Origin of the sequence: Enterobacter mori LMG 25706, assembly GCF_000211415.1 — a bacterium.
Taxonomy (GTDB): Bacteria; Pseudomonadota; Gammaproteobacteria; order Enterobacterales; family Enterobacteriaceae; genus Enterobacter; species Enterobacter mori.
Window position 1 is genome coordinate 727,814 of sequence record NZ_GL890776.1, and the last position, 23,650, is coordinate 751,463.

Below are 23,650 nucleotides of genomic sequence, written 5' to 3' on the forward strand. Positions count from 1 at the left end.
CGCTTACCCCGGCCTGACAGTCTGGCTTACCAGCTCGGTAAGCGAGGACGAGAGGAAGAACCAGAGTGCCGCCAGAGCGACAGCAGCCACAGCCCAGGTCAGCCAGTACCAGCGGCGGCCGCTGCGCAAGCTTGATGCGCGGGCAATAATGGGGGCGTCCTGTGCCAGTGTGAAAGCCGGAACCCGTTCAGCGAGTGCGAGAACAACATCTTCCCGTCGCTCATCATCCTGGGCACGATACTGACCAACGAACCCCAGTTGCAGGGTCCGGTACATGCAGGTCAGGACGGAGGAATCAGGGGCGGTTTCTTTCAACAGATTGCGGATCCGTTCCCATAACTCCTCACCGCCATTGAGGGTGCCAAAGAAATGCGCCTGCAGCGGATCACGATGCCAGGCCAGGTAGCCATCATCGGTGGTTCCCCGGTTCATCACGCTCTCATCAAGCAGTGCACACAGGGCATACACCATATGGTCACGGCTGATGTTGCTGTAACCTGCCTCCGTGAGTGCAACCTTCGCATCCTGCACCAGACGACGGGCCCGACGATAGAGCCCTTCTCCGTCACGGACTTCCTGACCGCCCCGCAGCTGGCTGACCATAAGCCAGCCCGGGTAGAAGATACGTTCTGTCTGAATGAGTTCAGATTTTTTCATGTGCGCAGCACCGCAAAGAGTTCAAGTTTCACATCCCCCAGTGAGCGCGGGGTATAGAAGGTGCAACTACCCATTTCAAGCATCGTACGTGCCGCCTCAGTACTCAGATCCAGCGAGAAATACTGGTTCTCAAGACGTAACGGGATAGCAGCTGGAACATGCGTCAGAGGTTTGATAAGCATCCCGCTCAGTGCCACATTCACCACATCCGAAACATCATCAAAGCTGCCCGCTTTACACAGCTGCGGGAATTTCGTCTGAAGCTCATGGTTCGGCATGGATGAGCGTACGGAGAGGTAGAAGTCCGCCCCTTCGCGCAGGCGCGCATCGTGCAGGGCACCTTTCCAGATCTGGTCCTGATGCTCCAGGTGGATACTCACGACCCGCGACGGCAGGCTGGCTTCCAGCAGTTTATCGAGCAGCGTCAGCAACGGCGGGAATACCCGTTCCGGTTCATCGTGCAGATAGGCAGGAATGTCACTGACGTCATGCTCCAGTGAGAAGGTCAGCAGGCTGCCAGCCAGACGGGTCAGTTCGCGGTACAGCAGTTCCGGGTGACGATCCGGTGTCTGCAGTAGTTCCGCCAGCACCGGCTCGGCACTGTTCAGGGCATTGAGAAGCCAGAACAGGGAGACATCCGCGACAGCAAAGTCGGCCATCCTCTCATTGCTTTCGCGTCGCATGGCCATCAGGCGACGGCGACGAACCTGCAGGCGGATCAGCAGGTCACCCAGTTCTACGGTCAGCAACGGGCTTGCAGAAATGGAAAGCATCGGCGGAATGAAATCCGGGTCTCTGCTCCACTGTCCCTGTGCATTACGCACCAGACGGGCTACCGGACAGGTCAGGTAAGCCGTATTTTCCTGACTGGACAGACGCAAGGTCAGAGCATGACGCAGAATGGCGAGTTCTCCACTTTCATGGCCCGCAAGCTCCTGCACCACCACACGTTCGGCTTTCCAGCGACGCGGGCGTTCACTGTCCTGCCCGTTATCGAGATTGCCACCACTGGCGCTCATCAACGGCAGCGCGACAACCACGTCAACAGCCTCACTGCTGGCTGCAATAGACACATCGCAAACCGGAGGAAGATTGTCTGCCAGGTTCGTATCAACAAGAGTACCGTCCTGAAATCGCACCACCAGACGCGTGGCATTCAGGCGCGAGAGCGCCAGTGCAGCATCATCAAATTCCGCCGCAATCACGCCCCATGGATGAGAAATACCCATCCGGGCGACCATACTGGCTACGTGCTCACTCCATCGGGCCTGCTGCTGGAACTGTTGCGGGGCCAGAGCGGCCCCATCCTCCCAAAGCGGGCGGTAAATTTTCATCCCTGATTTCTCCCCGCCTTACGCTTTCGCTTTCGGCATCTGGCTCACCAGCGACAGGTTCACGTCCATGCCTTCCACCTGGAAGTGTGGCACCGCGAACAGCTTCACGCGGAAGAAGCCCGGGTTGTCCTCGATATCTTCCACCACCACTTTCGCATCGCGCAGCGGGTGTGAGGCCTGCAGCTCGTCGCCCGGATCGGTCATTTCAGTCACCAGCCCACGCACCCAGGTGTTGAGTTCAAGCTCCAGCAGACGGCGATCCTTGGTGGTACCGATGTTTTCGCGCTGAATAAGCTTCAGGTAATGCGCAATGCGCGACAGCAGGAAGATGTATGGCAGACGCGCGTTGATGCGGCTGTTGGCGGTGGCATCCGCGGTATCGTACAACGCCGGTTTCTGGGCAGAGTTAGCCGAGAAGAAGCAGGCATAATCGCGGTTTTTGTAGTACGACAGCGGGATAAAGCCCAGGTTGGCGAATTCAAACTCGCGCGTTTCCGGGATCATCACCTCCGACGGGATTTTCACCTGGTTACCGGTGCCAAGGTCATACAGGTGGATCGGCAGATCTTTCACCGCGCCACCGGCCTGCGGGCCACGGATCTGCACGCACCAGCCATTATTGATGAAGCTCTTCACCATGTTCGAGGCGAAGGAGAATGACGCGCTGGTCCACAAATACTTATCGTGATCCGGGCCCTTCACCTGCTCGACATAGTTGAAGCTACGCACCGGCACGGTGTCCGGACCGTACGGCAGACGCCCCAGCACGCGCGGCATCACCAGGCCGATATAGCGTGAGTCGTCGGTGTCACGGAAGGATTTCCACTTAATATACTCAGCGCGATCGAAGTAGTTGCCGATATCTTTAATCGCTGCAACTTCTTCCATGGAGTCTTTCAGGAAGAATTTCGGACCGACGGCACCGATAAACGGCATATGTGCAGCAGCAGACACTTTAGAGATGTTGCGCAGCAGTGCCACGTCCTGCGGACTGGCATCGAACTCATAGGAGGAGATCACCGAGCCAATTGGCTCTCCGCCAGGGGTGTCATATTCGGCGGTATAAGTGTGCCAGTAGAGTCCGCTCTGGATCAGTTCCGGCGCATCTTCGAAGTCCTGACGCAGATCGTCTTTCGAGACGTTCAGAATTTCAGTCTTCACGTTCTGGCGGTAGTCAGTGCTGTCCACCAGCTGCTTCAGGCCGCGCCACAGTGATTCCACCTTCTGGAACTCTTGATGGTGCATTACTGCGTCCAACTGGCGACTGATCTGGAAATCCAGCTCAGCGATGTGGTGGTCAATCAGCGTCTTGTCGAGCTTTTCCACCTGTTGTCCGGACTTGCGGATGCAGTCCATAAACACCTGCATCGCGGCCGTCAGGCGCTCACCTGCCGGAGCGTCAGACAAAGCGGCATCGTCGAGGAAGTCGTTAATATCACCCAGGCTGGATGCCGGGGTCAGATGAATTTTTTCAAACAGGGAGGCGTAAACGCTCTCTTTTTCCAGTACGGTGGTCTGCCCCTGCGCGGAGGCGGTTTCAGAATTTACAGACATCAGCATATTCCCGGTTAATCCATTAAATAACGCACGCCGCTTATTTCGGGGCCAGTGCACTCATTTCGTCGCGTAATTCCTGAGACAGCGCCGGGTCTTTAAGAATTTTCTCGAGTTCTTTTCTGAAAGTAGCGTTATCAAGGAGATTAGATTTCAGATCGCGTAATAAATTACGCATCGCCAGCATGGCACGGAGTTGAGGGATCTGACGGGCCACCTGTTCCGGTTCGAAATCTTTAATATCGGAGAAACTCAGCTTCACGTTCTCTTCCGAACCATCCCCTGCCAGCGTATTCTGCACACTAAGGTTTACTTCCGGGTTAAATTCCGAAAGTACGCTATTAAAGTTATTTTTATTGACGTTGATTTTTTCTCTTTCAGATAATGGACGACTTTCTTTGCCATTACTGAAATCACCGACGGTGAGGAGTTTCAGCGGCAGTTCGACTTTCTTCTGTGCGCCACCAGTGTGCAGAGCCAACTTTAAATTTATGCGTGCCTTCGGCACCTCGTTCTGGAACGTATCGGCCATAGCGGTCCCTTTCCTTAAGGAATGTTTGTTGAAAATAACGACGTTTCTTTACAAATCCATAGTAGAACAAAAAACCATTCAAGATCAACTAAACAGATCATAGATCTGACATAAGACTTTTATTAAGAATTTTAATCCATTAACAATTAGCACATAACGCCATTTAAACAAAAACAAAACACAGCATTAACTTTTTAATTACAGAAGGGTGAAATTAAAATCCACTCGCGATGAAAACATCCTCTTTATATCAAAGAACACGCATATTATTGATATAAATCAATGAATGAATACAGCGGCAGATACCCTCACGCTTGAGGGATTTCTGAATCCGCAAATAACAGCACGATATTTTTCTTAAAAGTATCAGCAATAAAAAAGTCCAATACTGGACAAGAAATAATTCCGAGAACGTAATAAAAATATATTTATCATTCGCGATGTGAATGTATTATTCAAACGAAGACCTTTCCAAATAGTAATCGTACCTCAGATACCTGATAGTAATAGCTCGTAAGAGTCAACGAAAGGTTTATTCCATTTGTGGCGCGATTGTCAATATAAAAACGTCATAATAAGATTCCCCAGGCTTAATTGCTGGGTACCATTCGTCGGATGTCGTTGCGGCGGGAGAGGGTCAAATAAAGAGACTGGCGCTGTAAGCGCGCCAGCTCAGGTTTAGCGGTAGTAGCCTTAGGCTAACAGGCAATGATCAGTGCTTTTCGATATACATCGTCCGGCTATAGGCTACGTCTTCGGGGTTATTAATCGGATAACCTTTCACCCACGGCTTGATCAAACGTCCATTGGTATACTGATAAATCGGGGCTATCGGGGCTTTCTCGGTCAGGATTTTTTCCGCCATGTTGTAATCTTCGTTACGCGCTTTCTCGGTGGTTTCAAGCGTCGCCTGGTTGATAATCTTGTCGTAAGCCGGGTCCTTGAAACGGGAAATATTGCCGCTGTGGGTTGAGGTCAGCAGCGAAAGGAACGTGGAGGGCTCGTTGTAATCCCCTACCCACGACGCGCGGATCACATCAAAATTACCGGTGTTGCGGCTGTCAATGTAGGTTTTCCACTCCTGGTTTTGCAATTTGACATCCACACCCAGGTTCTTCTTCCACATTGATGCCACGGCGATGGCAATTTTCTGGTGGTTTTCTGATGTGTTGTACAGCAGAGTTAGCTTCAGCGGACGCTGCGGACCGTAGCCTGCCGCCTGCAAAAGCGTCCTTGCTTGTGCGTTTAACTCCTGCTGCGACATCTGCTCAAAAGGCGATGTCTCCGGCGTAAAACCTGCCGTGACGTCAGGAGTGAAGTGCCAGGCTGGTTTTTCACCTGTACCCAGTACTTTTTCCGCCATAATACGCCTGTCGATTGTCATGCTCAGTGCCAGGCGCACGCGGGCATCAGCCGTTGGGCCTTTCTGCGTGTTGAACGCATAGTAATAGGTGCCCAGCTGCGGCGGCGTATACACCTGCCCCGGAATATCCTTCAGCAGCTTCTGATACATATTTTTTGGGAACGACTCGGTGATATCAATATCGCCAGCCAGATAACGTTTTGTGGCTGAAGACTCCTGGTTAATAGGCACAAAAGTGACTTTTTTCAGAACCGTTTTGGCGTTATCCCAGTAGTGTGCATTCGGCTCCACCACCAGCTTCTCGTTGACCACACGATCTTTCAGCACATACGCACCGTTCCCCACAAGGCTGCCCGGACGCGTCCACTCTTTACCACTCTCAACATTGGCTTTCTGGACTGGATAAAACGCAAAGTTAGCCGTCAGGTTGCTGAACCAGGGCAGCGGCTTATCCAACTGTACGCGCAACGTTTTGGCATCGACGGCCGTAACGCCAAGCGTATCAGGCGCGGCTTTACCATCGATAATCGCCTGCGCGTTGTTTATACCCGCCAGCGCCGCAAACCACGCAAACGGTGAGGTGGTTTTTGGGTCAACCAGACGCTGCCAGCTGTAGACAAAATCCTGCGCCGTCACGGGCGTGCCGTCAGACCATCGGGCGTTGTCTCGCAGCGTGAAGGTCCAGACACGGTTATCGTTGCTCTGCCAGCGCGTTGCCACGCCGGGGGTCAGTTCCCCTTTTTCATTCTGATTCACCAGACCTTCATAAAGGTCACGGATCACCTGAATTTCAGGCAAACCTACGGCCTTAGCCGGATCGAGCGAAGCCGGTTCGTCTTTAATGTGTCTCACCAGTTCCTGTTTTTGCGCCAGAACAGTGCCCTGCGGCACATTAGCAGCGTACGAAAGTGAAGAAAGTCCGCACAGCCAGAGTGCAGTACAGAGACGCGAAACAGGATGCTTCATAAGATCCCCTTGATTGAATTCAGATAACCAGCAGATGCGTAATTATTTGTTTCCCAAATGAGAAAAGCAAATACCTTCATCCGGAAAGTTGATATCTGGCAATTTTCCGCTAACACGGAAACTATTTGATAAACAGCAAGTTTTGCACAACACTGCCAATAGAGACATTTTTATCAGGATTTCGTATGACAATCACCCGACCAAGAGCGCAACGTGGTGCTTTTCCGCCTGGCGCTGAGCAATATGGCCGTTCTTTTTTTGGTGCATCTTTGATCTGGTTTCCTGCCCCGGAGGCCGATCGTAACAGCGGTCTGATCATTGCCGGTACGCACGGCGATGAGCATTCATCCATTGTCACGCTGTCGTGCGCGCTGAGGACACTGACTCCCGAACTGCGGCGTCATCACGTGATTTTGACCGTCAATCCGGATGGCTGTCAGCTTGGGTTGCGTGCCAATGCGAGGGGGATTGACTTAAACCGCAATTTTCCGGCAGCAAACTGGCGCGCCGGTGAGACGGTGTATCGCTGGAACAGCTCCGCCGAAGAGCGCGATGTGGTCCTGCTGACGGGAGACACCCCCGGCTCGGAGCCGGAGACGCAGGCGTTATGCCAGCTCATTCATAAGATCCACCCGGCCTGGGTTGTCTCGTTCCACGATCCGCTGGCCTGTATCGAAGATCCGCGCCATACGGCGCTAGGTCAGTGGCTGGCTGAGGCATTTGCCCTTCCGCTTGTGACCAGCGTGGGTTACGAAACACCAGGCTCGTTCGGCAGCTGGTGCGCTGACCTGGGACTGCATTGTATCACCGCAGAATTCCCGCCTATCTCGTCTGATGAAGCCAGCGAAAAGTATCTCAAGGCGATGACAGAACTTCTGCGGTGGGAACCTCAGAGATGAAGCACGCCCGTGGTGAAATTCAGCGCGGGTGAGACGTCAACCGCCAGCCATGTCGGGCCATCGAGATCGGCAAAACGCACTTGATTTGCCAGCGGCAGCGCCGCGCCAATCGCCCGGGATGTGCACAACATGCATCCCAGCATGAGGGTAAATCCCTGCTCCTGCGCCGCTTTTGCCAGCGCAAGCGCTTCGGTTAATCCGCCCGTTTTGTCGAGCTTAATATTAACCATCTCATAGCGGCCTTTAAGGCTGTCCAGGCTGTCACGGGTGTGACAACTTTCATCTGCACAGACAGGAAGTGGATGAATGAAATTCGCCAGGGCGGCATCCTCATGCGCCGGTAAAGGCTGTTCGAGCATGGCAACGTCAAGATCGGCCAGCAGCTGACAGCGTGCGGCCAGTCCCTCGCTATGCCAGGATTCATTCGCATCCACAATCAGCGTTGCCTGCGGCACTGCCGCACGAATGGCAACCATCCGTTCACTGATTAATCGATCGTCGAGCTTAATCTTTAATAACGTCGCACCGGAGTCGTAGAGCGCTTTTGCGCTGGCCGCCATCTGTTCTGGTTCACCAATAACGACCGTCTGCGCGGTCACAACCGCCCCCGGCAACGTAATCCCCAGGTGCGAGGACAAGGTTGTCTGCCGCTGCGCGGCCTCCAGGCTCCACAGCGCGCAGTCAATCGCGTTGCGCGCTGCACCGGCGGGCAGTCGCTGTTGCAACGATTCGCGGGTAAGGCCCGTTTGAAGATCGGGAACCAGGGTCATGATCTGGGCCATCACCGAAGCAAGGCTCTCGCCGTAGCGAGGATAAGGTGTGCATTCACCGACCCCCTTAATGCCGTCCTCCTCTATTTCGACCACCACGACGCAGGCTTCACTGCGACTGCCGCGGGAGATCACAAACGGGGTATGCAATGGCCAGGCTTCTTCATAGACCTTTACGCTTCTCATCACTGACTCCTTGTAGCCCGGTAAGGCATAAAAATTGGTTTGCCGTGTTATCCGCGGATGGCATACACTAGCCCCGACGTTAACTATATGTAAACAGGAAGATATCTATGTCACAACTCGTTCATTTCCAGGGCAACCCGGTCACTGTTGCAGGTGCCATTCCGCAGGTGGGTAACAAGGCGCAGGCTTTTACGCTGGTGGCTAAAGATCTGTCTGACGTCACGTTGAGCCAGTTTGCTGGCAAGCGCAAAGTCCTGAACATTTTCCCAAGCATCGATACCGGCGTTTGTGCCGCATCCGTGCGTAAACTCAACCAACTGGCAACAGAAATGGACAACACCGTCGTGCTGTGCATTTCCGCTGACCTGCCGTTTGCCCAGTCTCGCTTCTGCGGCGCTGAAGGTCTGAGCAACGTCATCACCCTTTCTACCCTGCGCAGCCCTGATTTCCTGGAGAAATACGGCGTTGGCATTTCTGAAGGCGCCCTGAAAGGCCTGGCGGCACGTGCAGTTCTGGTCATCGACGAAAACGACAACGTTGTTTTCAGTGAACTGGTAAACGAAATCACCACCGAGCCGGATTACACTGCTGCGCTGGACGCCCTGAAAGCATAATGATTGCTTAGCATTCTATAAAGCTTAGCATTGTCCTGAAACCTCGCGTCGGCGGGGTTTTTTATTGCCCGATGAACTGAATCGTTAAGGCATAAATACTTTTACCTCACACTTTTCATGTAAATATTGTTTAGTAGATAAACAAACAGGAGAAATAAATCTCATTTTTCAGGTTAAAAAACCGTTATTTTCTCACCAGTGAACCCCATCACATTTCCCCTCCCCTCTAAACATTAGATTTGCTGACGTATTCAAATAATCGTTTCAGCAAAAAGGGATAAATATGAAAATTAAACTGGCGTTGACGGTGGTTGCAGTACTGTTTTCAGGTCATGTCTCGGCAAAAACATGGGTGCTGACAAGCGCTGAAAGCGGTGTGGAAAAAGGAAACTGGCGAATTTCGAGTGATGAGCTGAACGCTAAAGGGCCGAACTTCAGCATTGAACAAAAAGTTCTCCGCGGCGGTAAGCAGGAAGGCAGTAAAATCATTGTTATTAGCAGTAAAAATGGCCTCACAATAACGTTGAGTCCAACCCGTGGTATGAATTTACTGCGCGTTGAGGGTTTTGGGTCAAAACTGGGCTGGGACTCTCCGGTTAAAGAGGTCGTTAACCCGGCATTTATCAATCTGGAAAGTCGAAATGGACTCGGCTGGCTGGAAGGTTTCAACGAAATGATGGTTCGCTGCGGCTATGAGTGGACAGGCCACCCGGTAACAGCGGACGGGCAGATTTACACGCTGCACGGTAAGGCGGGGAATACGCCGGTATCTCAGGTTGAAGTCGAGGTCGCTGATGCTGCACCGCATGAAATCCGCATTCGCGGTCTGATTAAAGAGAGCACCTTCAAAAAAGCCGATCTGCAAACGATGACCGAACTGCGTTATGTTCCCGGAAGCAACCAGTTCAGCCTGCATGATGTTCTGACCAACCATGCTGACTACCCGCACGACTATCAAATCATCTACCACAGCAACTTTGGCACGCCGATCCTTGAAGAAGGCGCTCGCTTCCTGGCTCCGGCCGCCAGCGTGAGTCCATTTAACGATTACGCCAAAGCGGGTCTGAACGGCTGGCAAACCTATGCCGGTCCGACAAAAGGGTTTGATGAGATGGTCTTTAATATCACGCCGCTGGCTGACAAAGATCGCCAGACGCTTGCTGCGGTGGTCAACAAAGCGGGTGATAAAGGGGCATCAATTCAGTTTGATACTCGCCAGTTGCCGGTTCTGACGTTGTGGAAGAATACCGACACGTTGAAGCAAGGCTATGTCACGGGTATTGAACCCGGTACCAGCTACGCCTACCCGGTCACGATTGAACGCGAGCAGAAACGCGTTAAGCAGCTGGAACCTGGCGCAAGTACGCAGTTCGATCTCACCTATACCCTCCTTCATAACCAGGATCAGGTGAAAGAGGTGGAGAACAGGATCGCGGCGATTCAGGGTGAGACAAAACCAGACCTCGTTGCCAACCCAATCGCGAAGGAATAAGTGACATTCAAAAGCCTCCATCCGGAGGCTTTTGCTTTTTATTCGTCGCCTTTCTTATGGTTCAGCCCATACTCACGCAGCTTATTCGCAATCGCGGTATGTGACACCCCAAGCCGCTTGGCCAGCTTGCGTGTGCTTGGATAGCTGCGATACAGCTGCGTCAGCACAGAGCGCTCAAAACGACTGGTGATATCGTCGAGCGAGCCTTCCATCGCCTCTTCACCTACCGACACCGTCCCGGCATCGTAATCCGGCAACAGGATATCCTGAGGCCGCAGCTCATATCCTTCCAGTTGAGTCAACGCGCGATACACGGCGTTCTTCAACTGACGAATATTGCCCGGCCAGCCGTAGCGCGTCAGCACCGTGCCCAGATCGGCAGAAAGCTTCGGACGCGGCACCCCCTGCTCATCTGCAAAGCGGGCCACAAACAGTTCCGTCAGCGGGATGATGTCTTGCGGACAATCGCGCAGCGGCGGGATGTTAAGTGTCAGCACGTTCAGACGATAATAGAGATCTTCCCTGAACACCCCCTTTTGCACCAGCTCCACCAGGTTTTTCTGGGTGGCGCAAATGACGCGAACGTCGACGTGGACTTCATGGTCCTCACCCACGCGACGGAAGGTACCGTCGTTCAGGAAGCGCAGCAGCTTAGCCTGCATCCGAGCAGACATCTCGCCGATTTCGTCCAGCAGGACCGAACCGCCGTTGGCCTGTTCGAAGAATCCTTTTTTCCCTTCCGGCGCGTGGCCAAACAGTTCACTTTCAACGGCATCTTCAGGGATCGACGCGCAGTTCAGTGCCAGGTAAGGTTTTGCCGCCCGCGGGCTGGCCATATGTACGGCATGCGCGAGTAAATCTTTCCCGGTTCCCGTATCGCCTGTTATCAGCAAGGGTGCAGTCAAACTGGCGAGCTTACGTGCCTGATCGACTACATGGCGCATTTTTGGGCTGACGGCAATAATCTGGCTGAATGCGCCGACATCCTGGCTGGAAATGTTCTGCAGTTGACGTCCCATACGGACGGTGGAACGCAGCATGATCACGGCCCCCGTGAGGACACGACTGTCGTTTTCCCCTTTCAGGTAGACAGGCGTGATCTCCATCAGGAAATTTTGCCCGTTAATGACGACATGTTCGCTGTGGGTGTTTTGCGGGTTACTGTCCAGCCAGCGCTGGAAGTTAAAGCCGGGGATCAGCTGCGTAGCGTGATGATTGCTGAGTTTCTCCTGACTCTGCGCAAAAAGCTGGCAGCTGGCCAGATTCACGCGCTCAACTTTACTTTTCAAGTCGAGGGACAAGAAAGGTTCAGGCATGGCTTCCAGCAGCGCGCTCAGCGCCAGGTGCTCACGCTCTGACGGCATCCAGGGGATGGTACGGACATCCGTAACGCCAGCGATACGGCGGATTTCCCCCATCAGGCTACTGAAGGTGTTGAATTCAATTTCGGCAAAATTGAGGTAAATTCGCCCGACAGGATCGATCTCAATGCCACGTAAATCAATGCTACGTAAAACAAGAAGATCGAGTAACTCGCGGGTCAGACCGAGACGGTCCTCACAAAAGACTTCCAGACGCATGGGAAATTCACCGTTCTTAGCCATTAACGCTAAAATGATATGTCAGATCACGGTATTCTGGAAGGTGGCTGTCAACAAATATTGACAGCCAGCACGAATAGTAAGCAAGGCCTTTACGGGGTCGGTTTTTTATTGAGCGTTTCTTTCAGTTGCCCAATGAGCTCACGACGGAAATCGCCCAGACGAGGTTTGTCACCATCGATCCATGGCAGCGGACGGCACACTTCCATCGCTTTGATACCTAAACGGGCAGTCAGCAGACCGGCACCAATCCCCTGAGCAGCACGTGCGGACAGACGCGCCGCCAGATCTTGTGACATCCAGTCCATCCCCACTTCACGAACCAGCTCGCTGGCACCGGCAAACGCGATATTCAGCAGCACCAGCTTGAACAGGCGCAGACGGCTGTAATAGCCCAGTTCGATGCCGTACAGATTTGCAATACGGTTAATCAAACGCAGGTTACGCCAGGCGATAAATGCCATATCCACCAGCGCCAGAGGACTGACGGCAATCATCAGCGTGGACTCCGCCGCCGAACGGCTGATTTCACGTCGTGCCTGCGCATCCAGCACCGGCTGCACCAGGTGGGAATAAAGCGTCACCACTTCACGATCGTTCTGAGTCTCATGAATGGCGGCATACCAGCGCTGAAGCGCCGGGTGCGACTTGTCTATACCCGCCTGTGCGGCCAGTTTCTCACAAAAGTCTCGGCCCTTCCCCGTGCCGTGGCTGTGAAGCAGATCCCGGGCGATATCTCGCTCGTGCGCGCGCTGTCGTAAACGCCACAGACGCCGCCACTCGGTAGCAACCGACCCGACACCCGCCCCCACAATCAGCGCACCCGCAGCACATCCCCCCAGCGCCACCCAGTCCTGGGTTTGCCAGGCGTTGATCGTCCACTGAACGCCCTGACCCACCACGCTTACGCTAAATAACGCCAGCCCGGCAGTGACCATCTTCCGCCACAGGCTACGTTTCGGGCGTAAGGCCGCTTCAACCACCGCTTCAGCCGGACCGTCCTCGACGCTGGGCTCTTCAGTCAGCACTGGAGCAAAGTTATCAGCCTGCGCGCCGTTAAAGGTTTGCGCCGTTTTAAACGCCTCCTGATGCTCTTTCTCAAGCGTCCCGGTAAAGTCAATGCGCGGTTTTAACGGTTCCGTCATCGCAATTTATCTCCAATCAAAAATTCCAGAGCCGCATCCAGACGAATGTGCGGTAACGGCCGATCGACGCCCATGGTTTGTGGCCGGAAGGCTTCGAACTGGAAGCCCTGATTTTGCCAAAATGCCTGCCCCGGCAGACGAGCCGGTACCTCCCCCGGATAGACGGTCAACGGTTCGCCGTCGCTGAGACGGTTGCCCCGCAGTGCAGGGATCTTTTCGCCATTAACGTCTATCAACCCGCTCTGTGTCGCCTGAACCGAGGCCAGCCCAAGGCAGTCCATGCCGATCCCTTCAAACGCAGCGTTCTGCCAGGCATCCTGCACCAGCTGCTGCAGCAGCGAGACCAAATTGGCATGCTGATCGACCGTCACGTGGTCGGCCTTGGTGGCGGCAAAGAGCAGTTTATCGATCACCGGCGAGAACAGACGGCGGAACAGCGTGCGCTGTCCATAATGAAAACTTTGCATCAGTTGCGTCAGCGCAAGGCGCATATCGTTAAACGCCTGCGGTCCGCTGTTGAGCGGCTGGAGGCAGTCCACCAGCACGATCTGGCGGTCGAAACGTAAAAAATGATTTTTGTAGAAACCTTTAACCACTTTTTCGCAGTAATAATTGTAGCGCTCGCGCAGCATCCCGGCGTTGGTGTGCTTGTCCGCTTGCGCCAGCTTTGATTCCCCGTATGCATCCACATCCGGCCAGGGGAAGAACTGCAGTGCGGGTGCCCCCGCTAAGTCTCCCGGCAGAACAAAACGGCCAGGCTGGATGAAATGCAGCCCTTCCTGTTTGCACTGATGCAAATACGCCGTCCAGGCCTCGGCAATCGTTGCCAGCCGGTTTTCATCCGCAGGGGCCAGGGGATCTAACCCCTCGCCCAGCTGCCGCCATTTTGCCGACCACCCGGCACGTTGCCCCTGCAATAATCCCGTCATCTGGCGGGACCACGTCAGATAATCCTGGGCCAGCATTGGCAAATCAAGCAGCCACTCACCAGGGTAATCCACAATTTCCAGATAGAGCGTCGACGTATCCTTGAAGTGGCGCATGAGGGATTCATTGGAGCGAAAACGGAGCGCAAGGCGAATTTCACTCACGCCGCGCGTCGGCGTCGGCCATGTCGGCGGGTCGCCATAAAGCTGTGCCAACCCTTCATCATAGGTAAAACGAGGAATGCCGAAGTCGCGCTGAGGCACGCGCTTAACGCCCAGCAAACGCTCTTCGCGCACAGAGCTTAGCAGCGGCAGCCGTGCACCGGCGTGCAGATTCAGCAGTTGGTTCACCATCGCCGTGATGAACGCCGTTTTGCCGCTGCGGCTGAGTCCCGTCACTGCCAGACGCAGATGGCGATCAACACCGCGGTTCACCAGAGAGTTGAGTTCGTTTTTAAGTCGCTTCATCGCCGTCCTTCATTGCGTGGAAACCTGAAATGCATGGCTTCAGAATACAATAAATGGGGGCAGATCGTTGATTATCAATTCTTATTTATTGCTATTGCCGTTTTCTCTCCAGTAAGATGAACGGCATTGCTGTTTGTCTGGAGTGAGAGGTGTATGTCACCCACTATCTATGATATCGCCCGGGTTGCTGGCGTTTCAAAATCAACCGTGTCGCGCGTTCTGAATAAACAAACGAATATTTCTCCTGAAGCGCGTGACAAAGTGTTGAAGGCGATTGACGAATTAAATTATCAACCCAACAAACTTGCCCGCGCCCTGACGTCTTCTGGCTTCGACGCCATTATGGTAATTTCAACGCGTTCAACCAAAACGACTGCCGGTAACCCTTTCTTCTCTGATGTACTTCATACCATTACGGCAAAAGCTGAAGAAGAAGGTTTTGACGTTATTTTGCAGACCTCTAAAAGCAGTGAAGACGACCTGCTAAAATGTGTGAACAAAATAAAGCAGAAAATGATTAAAGGGATCATTATGCTGAGTTCACCGGCCGATGAATCTTTTTTTACTACCCTGGATGCGTATGGCGTACCGGTAGTTGTCATCGGTAAAGTGGAAGGCGATTTTACGAATATTTACTCCGTCGACACGGATAATTTTCATGACAGCGCCACGCTAACAGATAATTTTATTAAAAACGGACGGCATAAAATTGCCTGTCTGCATGCGCCGCTTGATTATCATGTTTCTATCGATCGTCTTTCAGGCTATAAAGCCAGTCTGGAAAAGAATAACATTGCTATTAATCCAGACTGGATAATCGATGGCGGGTATACACATGAGAGCGCGCTTACTGCGGCTATTCAATTATTGTCCTCGACCACGCCACCTAACGCAGTATTTGCGACTGACAGCATGAAGTTACTTGGTCTTTATCGCGCGGCGGATGAGTTAAACCTGATGATCCCAGAGCAGGTTGTGGTTGCGGGATACAGCGATCCGATGCTGTCACTCATTCTCACGCCTGCACCTGGAGGCTTTGATATTCCTACCCGCAAGCTGGGCGAAGAGAGTTGCGATCTGCTGTTTAAGCGTATCGCCGGTCATCCTGCGCCACAAAAGGTACTCGTTGATACCCATTTTTCACTTGCAGCCTCCCTACGGTAATACCAGGGGCGGTTAGCCCCTGGTATTGTGTCGATCAAAATGCGTAATTCACGCCAACGCCCGCATAGTGGAAGCGGTCGCTTTCACCTTCATCATGGTTTTCCCACTCATAGGCGTATTCCAGCGTCATGGATAAACCATTGTTGAAATCGTAAGCGTAGAGGAGACCGAGTCGGTTGAAATCGTGTCCTTCACGCTCAGGATCGTCCTGCCAGTCCCAGTTCGACCAGCGATCAAGCCCAAGGCGGGTATAAGGCGTAAGCGTCGTCTGGCCTAATGAAATGGGCAGATACGCACGAATTTCCTGCGTCAAAAACTCGCCGTTATCACGTGAACTGTCCATATTGAAACCGCGCTCTAAATAGTAATTCACTTTCGCCGCAAAGGTTTCGTTGATGGTCCAGGTAAAGCCCGTTTCGGTTTCGACACGGCTGTCAGAATATCCTGTTTTTTCCAGGTCATTGGCAAACTGATACATGGCAAACCAGCCGCCAAAACGCCAGTCGTCGGTTAATTTAATATCCCAGTCAGGCTGAATTTTATAGCGCTGCATATTAGCGCTGCCGTCTTTCGCCCCCTTTTCATCTTTGAAGTGATATCCATAATTACGGAAACCACCCGTCAGGCCGAGTGTGAAATCATCCGTTCCAATAAAGCGATAGCGCAATTCTAATTCAGGCCGGTCGAAATAGGTTCCGCGTGTCATACTGCTGTAATCAACCGGCCCTTCCTGATACATCGCCATCGAAATTGTCCACGCATCCCAGGTGGCGTTAAACCAGACGGAGGGTTCATACAGACCATCTTTATCGTCGCCCTGACCTTCGACGTTTTCAATTTCATACATTGCACCGATATTAAACGTCCAGTGCTTTGTTGTTTCTTCGGCTTGCGCGCAGCTAACCCCTGCGCACAGCACGAGCGCAGCACTTCGTAGTAGAGTACTCATTAAAATATTCCTTTATAATTAACAAACAAAAAAACCGGAAATTTGCATTTCCGGCAAACACCTTTCTTATCTAATAGCCGCTTCGGTATCCGCGTCGAAGAAATGGCACTTATTCATATCAAACTGGATGCCGATAGTGTCTCCGGCAACGTAGTCATTGGCCGCACCCGCCCGAACAACCAGTTCATGCCCACCGACGGTGGCATAAAGCATAAACTCCGCCCCCGTCAGCTCGGCTACACTTACTTTCGCGGCAATGTCTTCCCCCTGGCGCTGAAGCGTCAGAATATCTTCCGGTCGGATCCCAAACACCACGGCTTTACGCTGATAGCCCGCGGCGTTCAGTGCCGCAAGCTTCTCTTCCGGGATTTCCAGACGCAGCGTTTCCGTCACAAAATAACGGTCGTCTAACGCCCCGCGAATGAAGTTCATGGCGGGTGAACCAATGAACCCGGCGACAAACATATTCGCGGGCTCGTTATACACCTGCTTCGGTGCCCCCACCTGCTGAATAAAGCCGTCCTTCAAAATCACGATGCGTGTGGCCATCGTCATCGCTTCCGTCTGATCGTGGGTCACGTAAATCATCGTGGTATTGAGTTTCTGGTGCAGCTTGCTGATTTCAGCTCGCATCTGCACGCGAAGCTTGGCGTCGAGGTTAGAAAGCGGTTCATCCATCAGGAAGACACCGGCTTCGCGCACTATCGCCCTGCCTAATGCCACACGCTGCCGCTGGCCGCCGGACAACGCGCCAGGTTTACGCTTGAGATACTCACGCAATCCCAGAATTTGAGCCGCCCAGTTAACGCGCTCTTCGATAACCGCAGGCGGGATTTTCTGCATCTTCAGGCCAAACGCCATGTTGTCGTAGACCGTCATATGTGGATAAAGCGCATAGTTCTGGAAAACCATCGCGATGTCGCGAGACTTGGCGGGGACATCGTTCATGCAGACGCCGTCTATCACCAGTTCACCGGCGCTGATTTCTTCCAGTCCGGCGATCATGCGCAGCGTCGTCGATTTACCGCAGCCAGATGGCCCGACGAAGACGATGAACTCCTTGTCCTCAATTTCGAGGTTGAAATCCTTCACCACGTGGCCCTGGTTATCGTAGATTTTCTGAATGTGTTTCAGAGACAGTTGAGCCATTATTAATTCCTTATCAATGCCGTCCGGGACGCCCAGAAATCCGTCAGGCATTTCCAGGTCAGTTCCCGCGTTGAATGAAGTTGTAATCCCGCATGGTTCAGGCCAGGTCCAATCCCAACCGACAACATCCCTGCCGCATTGATCGCTTCAACACCCGCCGCCGCATCTTCGATACCGATGGTCTCTTCAGGACGGACATTCAGCCCTGCGCAGGCAGCGAGGAAGATCTCCGGGTCAGGTTTTGAGCAGGTAATACGAGAAGCATCTGCACAAAAATCAAAAGCCTTATGAATGCCCAACGCCTGTAATATGCCGGGGGCGTTGAGGGAAACGGAGGCCAGCCCAATTTTGATTTTCGCCGCGCGAATATCCGCCAGCACTTCGCGGATACCCGGAAGCAGCGAATCTTGCGTCAACGACGCCAGGGACTGGACATAGAGATCGTTTTTCTTCCCGGCAAGCGCGAGGCATTGCTTGTCGTCAAACGCCCCCTCTTTTCCACCTTGCCGCAGGATCCGCTGCAGGGAATCCATGCGGCTAATTCCCTTTAGCTGCTCGTTGAACACCTCGTCGATGGTGATACCAATCTCCTGTGCCACGCTACGCCAGGCCAGAAAATGCAGATGAGCGGTATCGGTGATCACGCCATCCAGATCAAATACAACTGCATTAAGCGTCATAGCGCCCCTCCGTGGTAGCGGTCCCATTCATTGGCGTAAGAAAATCCGTCCGTGCAAAGACCTGCAGCCCCGAGACGTTAAGGGTTTTACCCCATAGCGTTAACGCGACAGGTGCAGAGGATTCAACGGTCAACGCATCATGTTCAAAAGAGAAACGCATTTGCGCGTTTCGCCACCGCAGCGGGAAGCTCAGTTTTCGCCAGTGGGCAGGCAATTTCGGCGCGAGATGAAGTTCCCCTTCCACAATCTGCACCCCGGCAAAACCCTGAATAACGCCCGACCAGATGGCACCGGTCGCGGCGGCGTGAATACCGTCATCGCTGCTGTGCGGGTCGTCACCCAGGTCGATGGCGACACCGTCACGCCATAAAACATATGCCCCTTCAGTGTCGCCGCAACGCGCAGTCACGACCCCGTGAATGGCCTTGCTCAGCGACGAGTCATGGATGGTGCGTGGCTCGTAGAAAGCCAGGTTGGCAGCACACTGTTGCGGTGTAAACCTTTCCGGCAGCAGGTAGTTGAGCATCACCACATCGGCCTGTTTGAGGATCTGCATCTCATTCACTTCAGCGCGAGAGTAATCAAGCAGAATAGTTTGTTTACCCGCTTTTGCTTTATAGCGACTCAGATCGATAGCCGGTTTCGTCATGAAGGTATCATCCTGAGGAAGGACACCTTCGGCATTCGCCTCCGGGAGCCATAAACGCGTCAGAAAACGGGTGGCATTTGCCAGGAAAACGGCATCGTCACGACCAAACATCGACATAAACTGGCGGGCACAGGCGACGTTATGCCAGGCCAGATAGTTGGTGTAAGCGTTGTTGTTAACGTGTTCGGTGTATTCATCCGGCCCGATCACATCATGGATTTCCAGACGACCGTTGGCTTCGACAGCACGTCCCATCCAGAACGTCGCCGTCTCCGTCAGTAACGTCAAACCTTCATTGCGCATAAAAGCGTCATCCCGTGTCGCCTGCCAGTAAGCGACAACGGCCCACGCGATATCCGCCACAATGTGGTGTTCGGCCAGTGCAGAGGCCACTTTCTGACGTGTGCCCGTACGAATGTTGATTGCCGCAAATTCCGGCGTCTCTTCCTGACCGCTCGCGGCGCTTTCCCACGGGAACAATGCGCCAGGCCAACCGTGACGACGCGCCTTTTCGCGTGCGCCGGAGAGGTTAAGCCAGCGATAGCGCAGCAGGTTGCGGGCAATCTGTGGACGGGAGAACAGATGGAAAGGCAGGAGGAAAATTTCGGTATCCCAGAAGATGTGACCTTTGTACCCTTCCCCGGTCAAGCCTTTGGCGGCGATACTGCTTCGCTCGTCATGCGCTGGCGTCATGGTTGTCAGATGCCAGACAGCATAATCAAGCGCCATCTGATCCTGTTTGTCCGTTGATGTCACGTCAACCCGCGCGTCACGCCAGACGTTCTCCCAGGCACGCGCGGAGTTCTCCAGCAGCGATGCGTAACCTTTTGCCGCACACACTTTGAGATCGGCCAGCGCATTGCGCGCATAAGTTTCCTGCGAGAGCGTTTTGTCCTTGCGGTGAGTGATCCACACCAGTTTTTCAAGTGTGACAGTGTCACCGGCAGGAAGCGTCAGCGAATGATGTGCCATTACGCGACGATTTTTCGCGCTAAAGCAGCTATCGCTGCTGTCCGACGACAGACGGCAGCTTGTAGAGATTACCACCTCTGCAGCGCGATCCTGGGTTTCATAGACACCCTGCAGGTAATGCTGGTCAAAGACTCTGACAGAAACTTCATCCAGATGCTGTCTGCCGCTGTTGGTTTGGGTCGCATCAATACCTGTTTTCAACACCACCTGGGATGCAGCATCCAGCGGCGTGATCGACAGTTGCATTGCCGCCAAAGGTAGTTGATCGAGTGACACAAAGCGACGGCTATCCAGACGATAGCGATTCCCATCGGGCGCGCGCCAGAGAACCGTGCGACGCAGTTCGCCGTTGGCAAAATCCAGCTCGCGCTGCCAGCTCAGGATATCCCCTGACAGGAGGGTAAAATTCACACCGTCCAGTTCAACCTCGATGCCTGTAATATCCGGCAGGTTGATCAGTTCATTGGTCTCGTTCCGACCTGCGCGATGATACAGCCCCGCCAGATACATTCCTCTGGTTTGCTGGGTATAGTCTTCCTCATGCGCAGCGCGAATGCCCATATAGCCATTGCCGCAGGCCATAACAGAAGCGAATTTGTTCAGGCTGTGTGGACAAAAGCCCGGGTCGGTTAATACAGACACGTTCAGCATAACGTCACGCTTTCCCCTGTTTCTGCTGATTCATAAAGCGCGGCAACAAGCTGCTGGATAACCAGCCCCTGCTCCGCATCAGCAATCATGACCGGCTCTCCCTGCACATGACGAACAAAGGCGTCCATACTGCGCAAATGGCGTTGGTCGTCAGCCTCTTCGCGCTGCGTGAGGCTCCGTAATACCCCGGCCTCGTCAGTGTAAATGTGTGCCGGGAACAGCGTTGCCCCGGCCTTTTCACCGCAGAATGAGACATTCATGATCGACTGCTCGCGAATATTCAGGGCAAACGAGGTATCCAGACGCAGGATGCCGCCGTTGCAGAATTCAATTGTGCCGAACAGCGCATCTTCGACGGTAAACTGCGCCGGATCCCACTCGCCAAACTGGCCACTGTTTTTCCTGTTTCCCAGTCGCTGGAAGCTGTGCGCCGTGACCCGTTTTACTGCCGGGAACCCCAGTATATACATGGCGGCATCCAGCATATGAATGCCGATGTCGATCAACGGTCCGCCGCCCTGCAACGATTTGTTCGTAAAGACGCCCCAGCCCGGCACGCCGCATCGACGCAGCGCCTGCGCCGTCGTGAAGTAGATCTCGCCCAGGACGCCATTCAACACCGACTCACGCAGCAATTGCGTATCGCGTGCAAACCGGTGGTGAAAATCATACGCCAGCACTTTTCCCGCCTTACGGGCAGCGGTACGCATCTGTTCGGCCTGCTGTGCCGTCATGGCGGGCGGCTTTTCGCACATGACATGGCATCCGGCGTCGAGCGCCGCCATAACATGTTCAAAGTGAAACCGGTTAGGCGAACAAACGCTCACCACATCCGGCCTGACCGTCTCCAGCATGGTTCGCGTATCCTGCCATGAAGACGGGATCCCATGACGTTCCGCAAACGCCTGTGCCTGTTCAGGGCGGCTGTCCATGACAGCCACCATCTGAACATCACTGCGCGTGGCGTAATACGAGGCATGAACTTTGTCCGCGACCTGTCCGGCGCCAATGATGGCTACGCGCAGAGGCGAAGATGTTGAAGCACTCATCACGCATGTCATCCTTAGCACTCACGCAAATAGGTGAGCGAATCCAGATAAGCCTGCGCAGGATTGTCAGCGCGAACGCGGCACTCATAGACCACGTAGCCCTGATAATCGTCAGCACGCAGCCGATCGAACAGGCTAGCAAAATCGAGGCTGCCGCTGCCCGGCTGGTAGCGGTGGTTATCCGCAATGTGCACATGCCCCAGCAGATCGCGGTTCTGGTGCAGCGCATCCGCAAGCGAGTCTTCTTCGATGTTCATATGATAGAAATCACCGATGATCTGCACGTGTTTGAGCGCATTCTCTTCGATGTAACGACGCGCATCCGCCAGGGTGTTGATCATATGGTCCTGATAGCGGTTCAGCGGCTCCAGGTATACCGTCGTCCCGGTGCGTGCGGCCACTTCATCCAGCCAGCGCAGGGAGGCGCTGACTGCTTTGCGGTCACCGTCCAGGCTGCGTGGAGAGGTCATCGGCGGCAGACGGAAGGTAAACATCCCCCAGGCTGCAGGGACGATAATACCCTTCCCGCCCACCTCAGCCAGCGCTTCCAGAATACGTTCAATCTGCTGTAAACCGTTAAGACGGCGTTCCTCGATAAAGTCACCGATCCAGCCGTCGTATCCACCGCAGGCCGTCGTCACCGGCAGGCCAGTCGCGTTAATAGCCGCTTTCACCTCATCGAGATTATCTACAAGCAGTCGGCCATCAATTTCGTAGCCATCAAAACCCATCGCTTTGATGTACTCGAATTTTTCCATGATGTTGGTCGGGAAAAAGGCCTGATTTTGTGTTGCGATCTTCATTGCTTGCTCTCCTTAGCTTAAAAAGTGACGCCCATTTTGATGCTCAGTTCAGGGTGCCGATCGACATATTTCATATAGCTCTCGGGGCTAGTGATGAAGGTGACAACCGGGTCGATCAGATCCTCGCAATTGAGATAACCGTTCATCAGCAATTCCCAGCAGGTTTCTTCAATACGCTTGCGGCTCCAGCGCGGGAAATCCGGATTGGGTTCACTGCAGGCACGGGAGAAGACAATTTTCGCATTATTGAAATGCGCTTCACGACCAAGGTTGAATCCTGCTGCAAAGGGTTTGGCGAACGCCACGTAGGAGATCGTTCCGCCGTAAGCGAGACCGCGCAGAGCAGATTGCAGCGCATCGGCAAAACCACTGGTTTCGATGATGACATCCGCCCCCTGCTTATCGGTCAGTTTTTTAATTTCAAGACCGACATCGGTACCGATTGGGTTCAGGCAGTGGTCCGCGCCATGACGGCGAGCAATCTCACAGCGATGTTCAATAGGATCAACACCGATGACCACTGACGCGCCAGCTTTCTTCGCCAGCTGAATCGCGATCTGACCAATCGCCCCCAGCCCGACAACAACCACAAAATCACCTACACGGACATTGGCATCACGCACACCGCTCATGGCGAATTGCGCCGGATCGTAGCAAACGGCATTTTTCCAGGACGAACCCTGCGGCATTTTGCGCAGCTTGTAGTTGTTAACTGCGTTAACGATGACCGTTTCCTGCAATGGACCGTAGCAGCAGACGCTGTCGCCGATCTGGTATTCCGTCACGTCAGCCCCGCATTCGATAATGTCGCCGACAATCATGTTCCCCAGCTGGAATTTGCCGAACTCAATACCGCGGGCCGCGCCCTCTTCACGTGGCGTGAACATCTGCCACTCGGCGTTGAACTCTTCATCGATAAATGGGCTTGCCGCGCGGAAATCCACCACTTCTGTACCGTGCTTCGGGGCACCAAAGCGCGCGCGGATCTTCACTTCGTGAACGGCAACAGGACGATCTTCATATTCCACCAACGCCGCCACACGAGGCGCTGTCGCAACTAACTTTTTCATGACTTAC

At 53.7% G+C, this 23,650-nt stretch carries 20 protein-coding genes; 4 read left to right on the forward strand and 16 right to left on the reverse strand.

Annotated features, from left to right (window positions below; all coding sequences use genetic code 11):
- Window positions 1–3 precede the first annotated feature (3 nt).
- From tssL to ENTMO_RS0113300, 5 genes are all read right to left on the reverse strand, one after another.
- Complete coding sequence (gene tssL / locus ENTMO_RS0113280; RefSeq protein ID WP_010431637.1) at window positions 4–657, reverse strand: type VI secretion system protein TssL, short form; 654 nt, start codon at window positions 655–657, stop codon at window positions 4–6.
- Complete coding sequence (gene tssK, locus ENTMO_RS0113285; RefSeq protein ID WP_010431638.1) at window positions 654–1,991, reverse strand: type VI secretion system baseplate subunit TssK; 1,338 nt, start codon at window positions 1,989–1,991, stop codon at window positions 654–656. Before tssK ends, tssL begins: the two co-directional genes overlap by 4 nt.
- 18 nt (window positions 1,992–2,009) lie before the next feature.
- The gene (tssC, locus tag ENTMO_RS0113290; protein WP_010431639.1) at window positions 2,010–3,551 is read right to left on the reverse strand and encodes a type VI secretion system contractile sheath large subunit; all 1,542 of its coding nucleotides are present in this window, start codon (window positions 3,549–3,551) and stop codon (window positions 2,010–2,012) included.
- Window positions 3,552–3,585: 34 nt separating this feature from the next.
- Complete coding sequence (tssB, locus tag ENTMO_RS0113295; RefSeq protein ID WP_010431643.1) at window positions 3,586–4,077, reverse strand: type VI secretion system contractile sheath small subunit; 492 nt, start codon at window positions 4,075–4,077, stop codon at window positions 3,586–3,588.
- Between the two features lie 712 nt (window positions 4,078–4,789).
- Complete coding sequence (locus ENTMO_RS0113300) at window positions 4,790–6,406, reverse strand: peptide ABC transporter substrate-binding protein (protein WP_010431646.1); 1,617 nt, start codon at window positions 6,404–6,406, stop codon at window positions 4,790–4,792.
- A gap of 185 nt (window positions 6,407–6,591) precedes the next feature.
- On the opposite strand from ENTMO_RS0113300, the gene mpaA reads away from it, so the two are divergent.
- Window positions 6,592–7,305, forward strand: a complete 714-nt coding sequence (mpaA, locus tag ENTMO_RS0113305) for a murein tripeptide amidase MpaA (RefSeq protein WP_010431649.1) — start codon at window positions 6,592–6,594, stop codon at window positions 7,303–7,305.
- Here the strand turns inward: mpaA and ycjG are convergent.
- Window positions 7,296–8,261, reverse strand: a complete 966-nt coding sequence (gene ycjG, locus ENTMO_RS0113310; protein WP_010431653.1) for an L-Ala-D/L-Glu epimerase — start codon at window positions 8,259–8,261, stop codon at window positions 7,296–7,298. The genes mpaA and ycjG overlap by 10 nt on opposite strands.
- 107 nt (window positions 8,262–8,368) lie before the next feature.
- Here ycjG and tpx point away from each other — a divergent pair, with 107 nt between their 5' ends.
- Window positions 8,369–8,875 carry a thiol peroxidase gene (tpx, locus tag ENTMO_RS0113315; protein ID WP_010431657.1) on the forward strand — a complete coding sequence of 169 codons (507 nt, stop codon included), beginning with the start codon at window positions 8,369–8,371 and terminating at the stop codon, window positions 8,873–8,875.
- A 283-nt stretch (window positions 8,876–9,158) separates the two neighbouring features.
- Window positions 9,159–10,367, forward strand: coding sequence for an aldose 1-epimerase family protein (locus ENTMO_RS0113320; protein ID WP_010431660.1), 1,209 nt, complete (start codon window positions 9,159–9,161; stop codon window positions 10,365–10,367).
- A 38-nt stretch (window positions 10,368–10,405) separates the two neighbouring features.
- Here ENTMO_RS0113320 and tyrR read toward each other — a convergent pair whose 3' ends face one another.
- The 3 genes from tyrR to ENTMO_RS0113335 all read right to left on the reverse strand — a co-directional run bounded on the left by tyrR (window position 10,406) and on the right by ENTMO_RS0113335 (window position 14,507).
- The gene (gene tyrR / locus ENTMO_RS0113325) at window positions 10,406–11,947 is read right to left on the reverse strand and encodes a transcriptional regulator TyrR (protein ID WP_010431664.1); all 1,542 of its coding nucleotides are present in this window, start codon (window positions 11,945–11,947) and stop codon (window positions 10,406–10,408) included.
- A 113-nt stretch (window positions 11,948–12,060) separates the two neighbouring features.
- Window positions 12,061–13,113: a YcjF family protein gene (locus ENTMO_RS0113330; protein ID WP_010431667.1), complete on the reverse strand. Its 1,053-nt coding sequence runs from the start codon at window positions 13,111–13,113 to the stop codon at window positions 12,061–12,063.
- Entirely contained in the window at window positions 13,110–14,507 is a 1,398-nt protein-coding gene (locus ENTMO_RS0113335; protein ID WP_010431670.1) for a YcjX family GTP-binding protein, read from the reverse strand. The genes ENTMO_RS0113330 and ENTMO_RS0113335 overlap by 4 nt, the downstream gene beginning before the upstream one ends.
- A gap of 153 nt (window positions 14,508–14,660) precedes the next feature.
- Here ENTMO_RS0113335 and ENTMO_RS0113340 point away from each other — a divergent pair, with 153 nt between their 5' ends.
- Window positions 14,661–15,671, forward strand: coding sequence for a LacI family DNA-binding transcriptional regulator (locus tag ENTMO_RS0113340; RefSeq protein WP_010431673.1), 1,011 nt, complete (start codon window positions 14,661–14,663; stop codon window positions 15,669–15,671).
- A gap of 34 nt (window positions 15,672–15,705) precedes the next feature.
- On the opposite strand, the gene ENTMO_RS0113345 is transcribed toward ENTMO_RS0113340, so the two are convergent.
- The 7 genes from ENTMO_RS0113345 to ENTMO_RS0113375 all read right to left on the reverse strand — a co-directional run bounded on the left by ENTMO_RS0113345 (window position 15,706) and on the right by ENTMO_RS0113375 (window position 23,643).
- The gene (locus ENTMO_RS0113345; protein WP_010431675.1) at window positions 15,706–16,620 is read right to left on the reverse strand and encodes an OmpG family monomeric porin; all 915 of its coding nucleotides are present in this window, start codon (window positions 16,618–16,620) and stop codon (window positions 15,706–15,708) included.
- A 66-nt stretch (window positions 16,621–16,686) separates the two neighbouring features.
- Window positions 16,687–17,769: an ABC transporter ATP-binding protein gene (locus ENTMO_RS0113350; RefSeq protein WP_010431677.1), complete on the reverse strand. Its 1,083-nt coding sequence runs from the start codon at window positions 17,767–17,769 to the stop codon at window positions 16,687–16,689.
- A 2-nt stretch (window positions 17,770–17,771) separates the two neighbouring features.
- Window positions 17,772–18,449: a beta-phosphoglucomutase gene (gene pgmB, locus ENTMO_RS0113355; RefSeq protein WP_010431679.1), complete on the reverse strand. Its 678-nt coding sequence runs from the start codon at window positions 18,447–18,449 to the stop codon at window positions 17,772–17,774.
- A complete protein-coding gene (locus ENTMO_RS0113360; RefSeq protein ID WP_010431681.1) occupies window positions 18,439–20,721 on the reverse strand; it encodes a glycoside hydrolase family 65 protein in 2,283 nt (760 codons plus the stop codon). The genes pgmB and ENTMO_RS0113360 overlap by 11 nt, the downstream gene beginning before the upstream one ends.
- Window positions 20,715–21,773 (reverse strand): Gfo/Idh/MocA family protein, encoded by a 1,059-nt coding sequence (locus ENTMO_RS0113365; RefSeq protein ID WP_029485095.1) that lies wholly within the window; start codon window positions 21,771–21,773, stop codon window positions 20,715–20,717. Before ENTMO_RS0113365 ends, ENTMO_RS0113360 begins: the two co-directional genes overlap by 7 nt.
- A gap of 11 nt (window positions 21,774–21,784) precedes the next feature.
- On the reverse strand, window positions 21,785–22,573 hold the full coding sequence (locus ENTMO_RS0113370; protein ID WP_010431684.1) for a sugar phosphate isomerase/epimerase family protein: 789 nt from the start codon (window positions 22,571–22,573) through the stop codon (window positions 21,785–21,787).
- A gap of 17 nt (window positions 22,574–22,590) precedes the next feature.
- Complete coding sequence (locus ENTMO_RS0113375) at window positions 22,591–23,643, reverse strand: zinc-dependent alcohol dehydrogenase (RefSeq protein ID WP_010431686.1); 1,053 nt, start codon at window positions 23,641–23,643, stop codon at window positions 22,591–22,593.
- Window positions 23,644–23,650 lie beyond the last annotated feature (7 nt).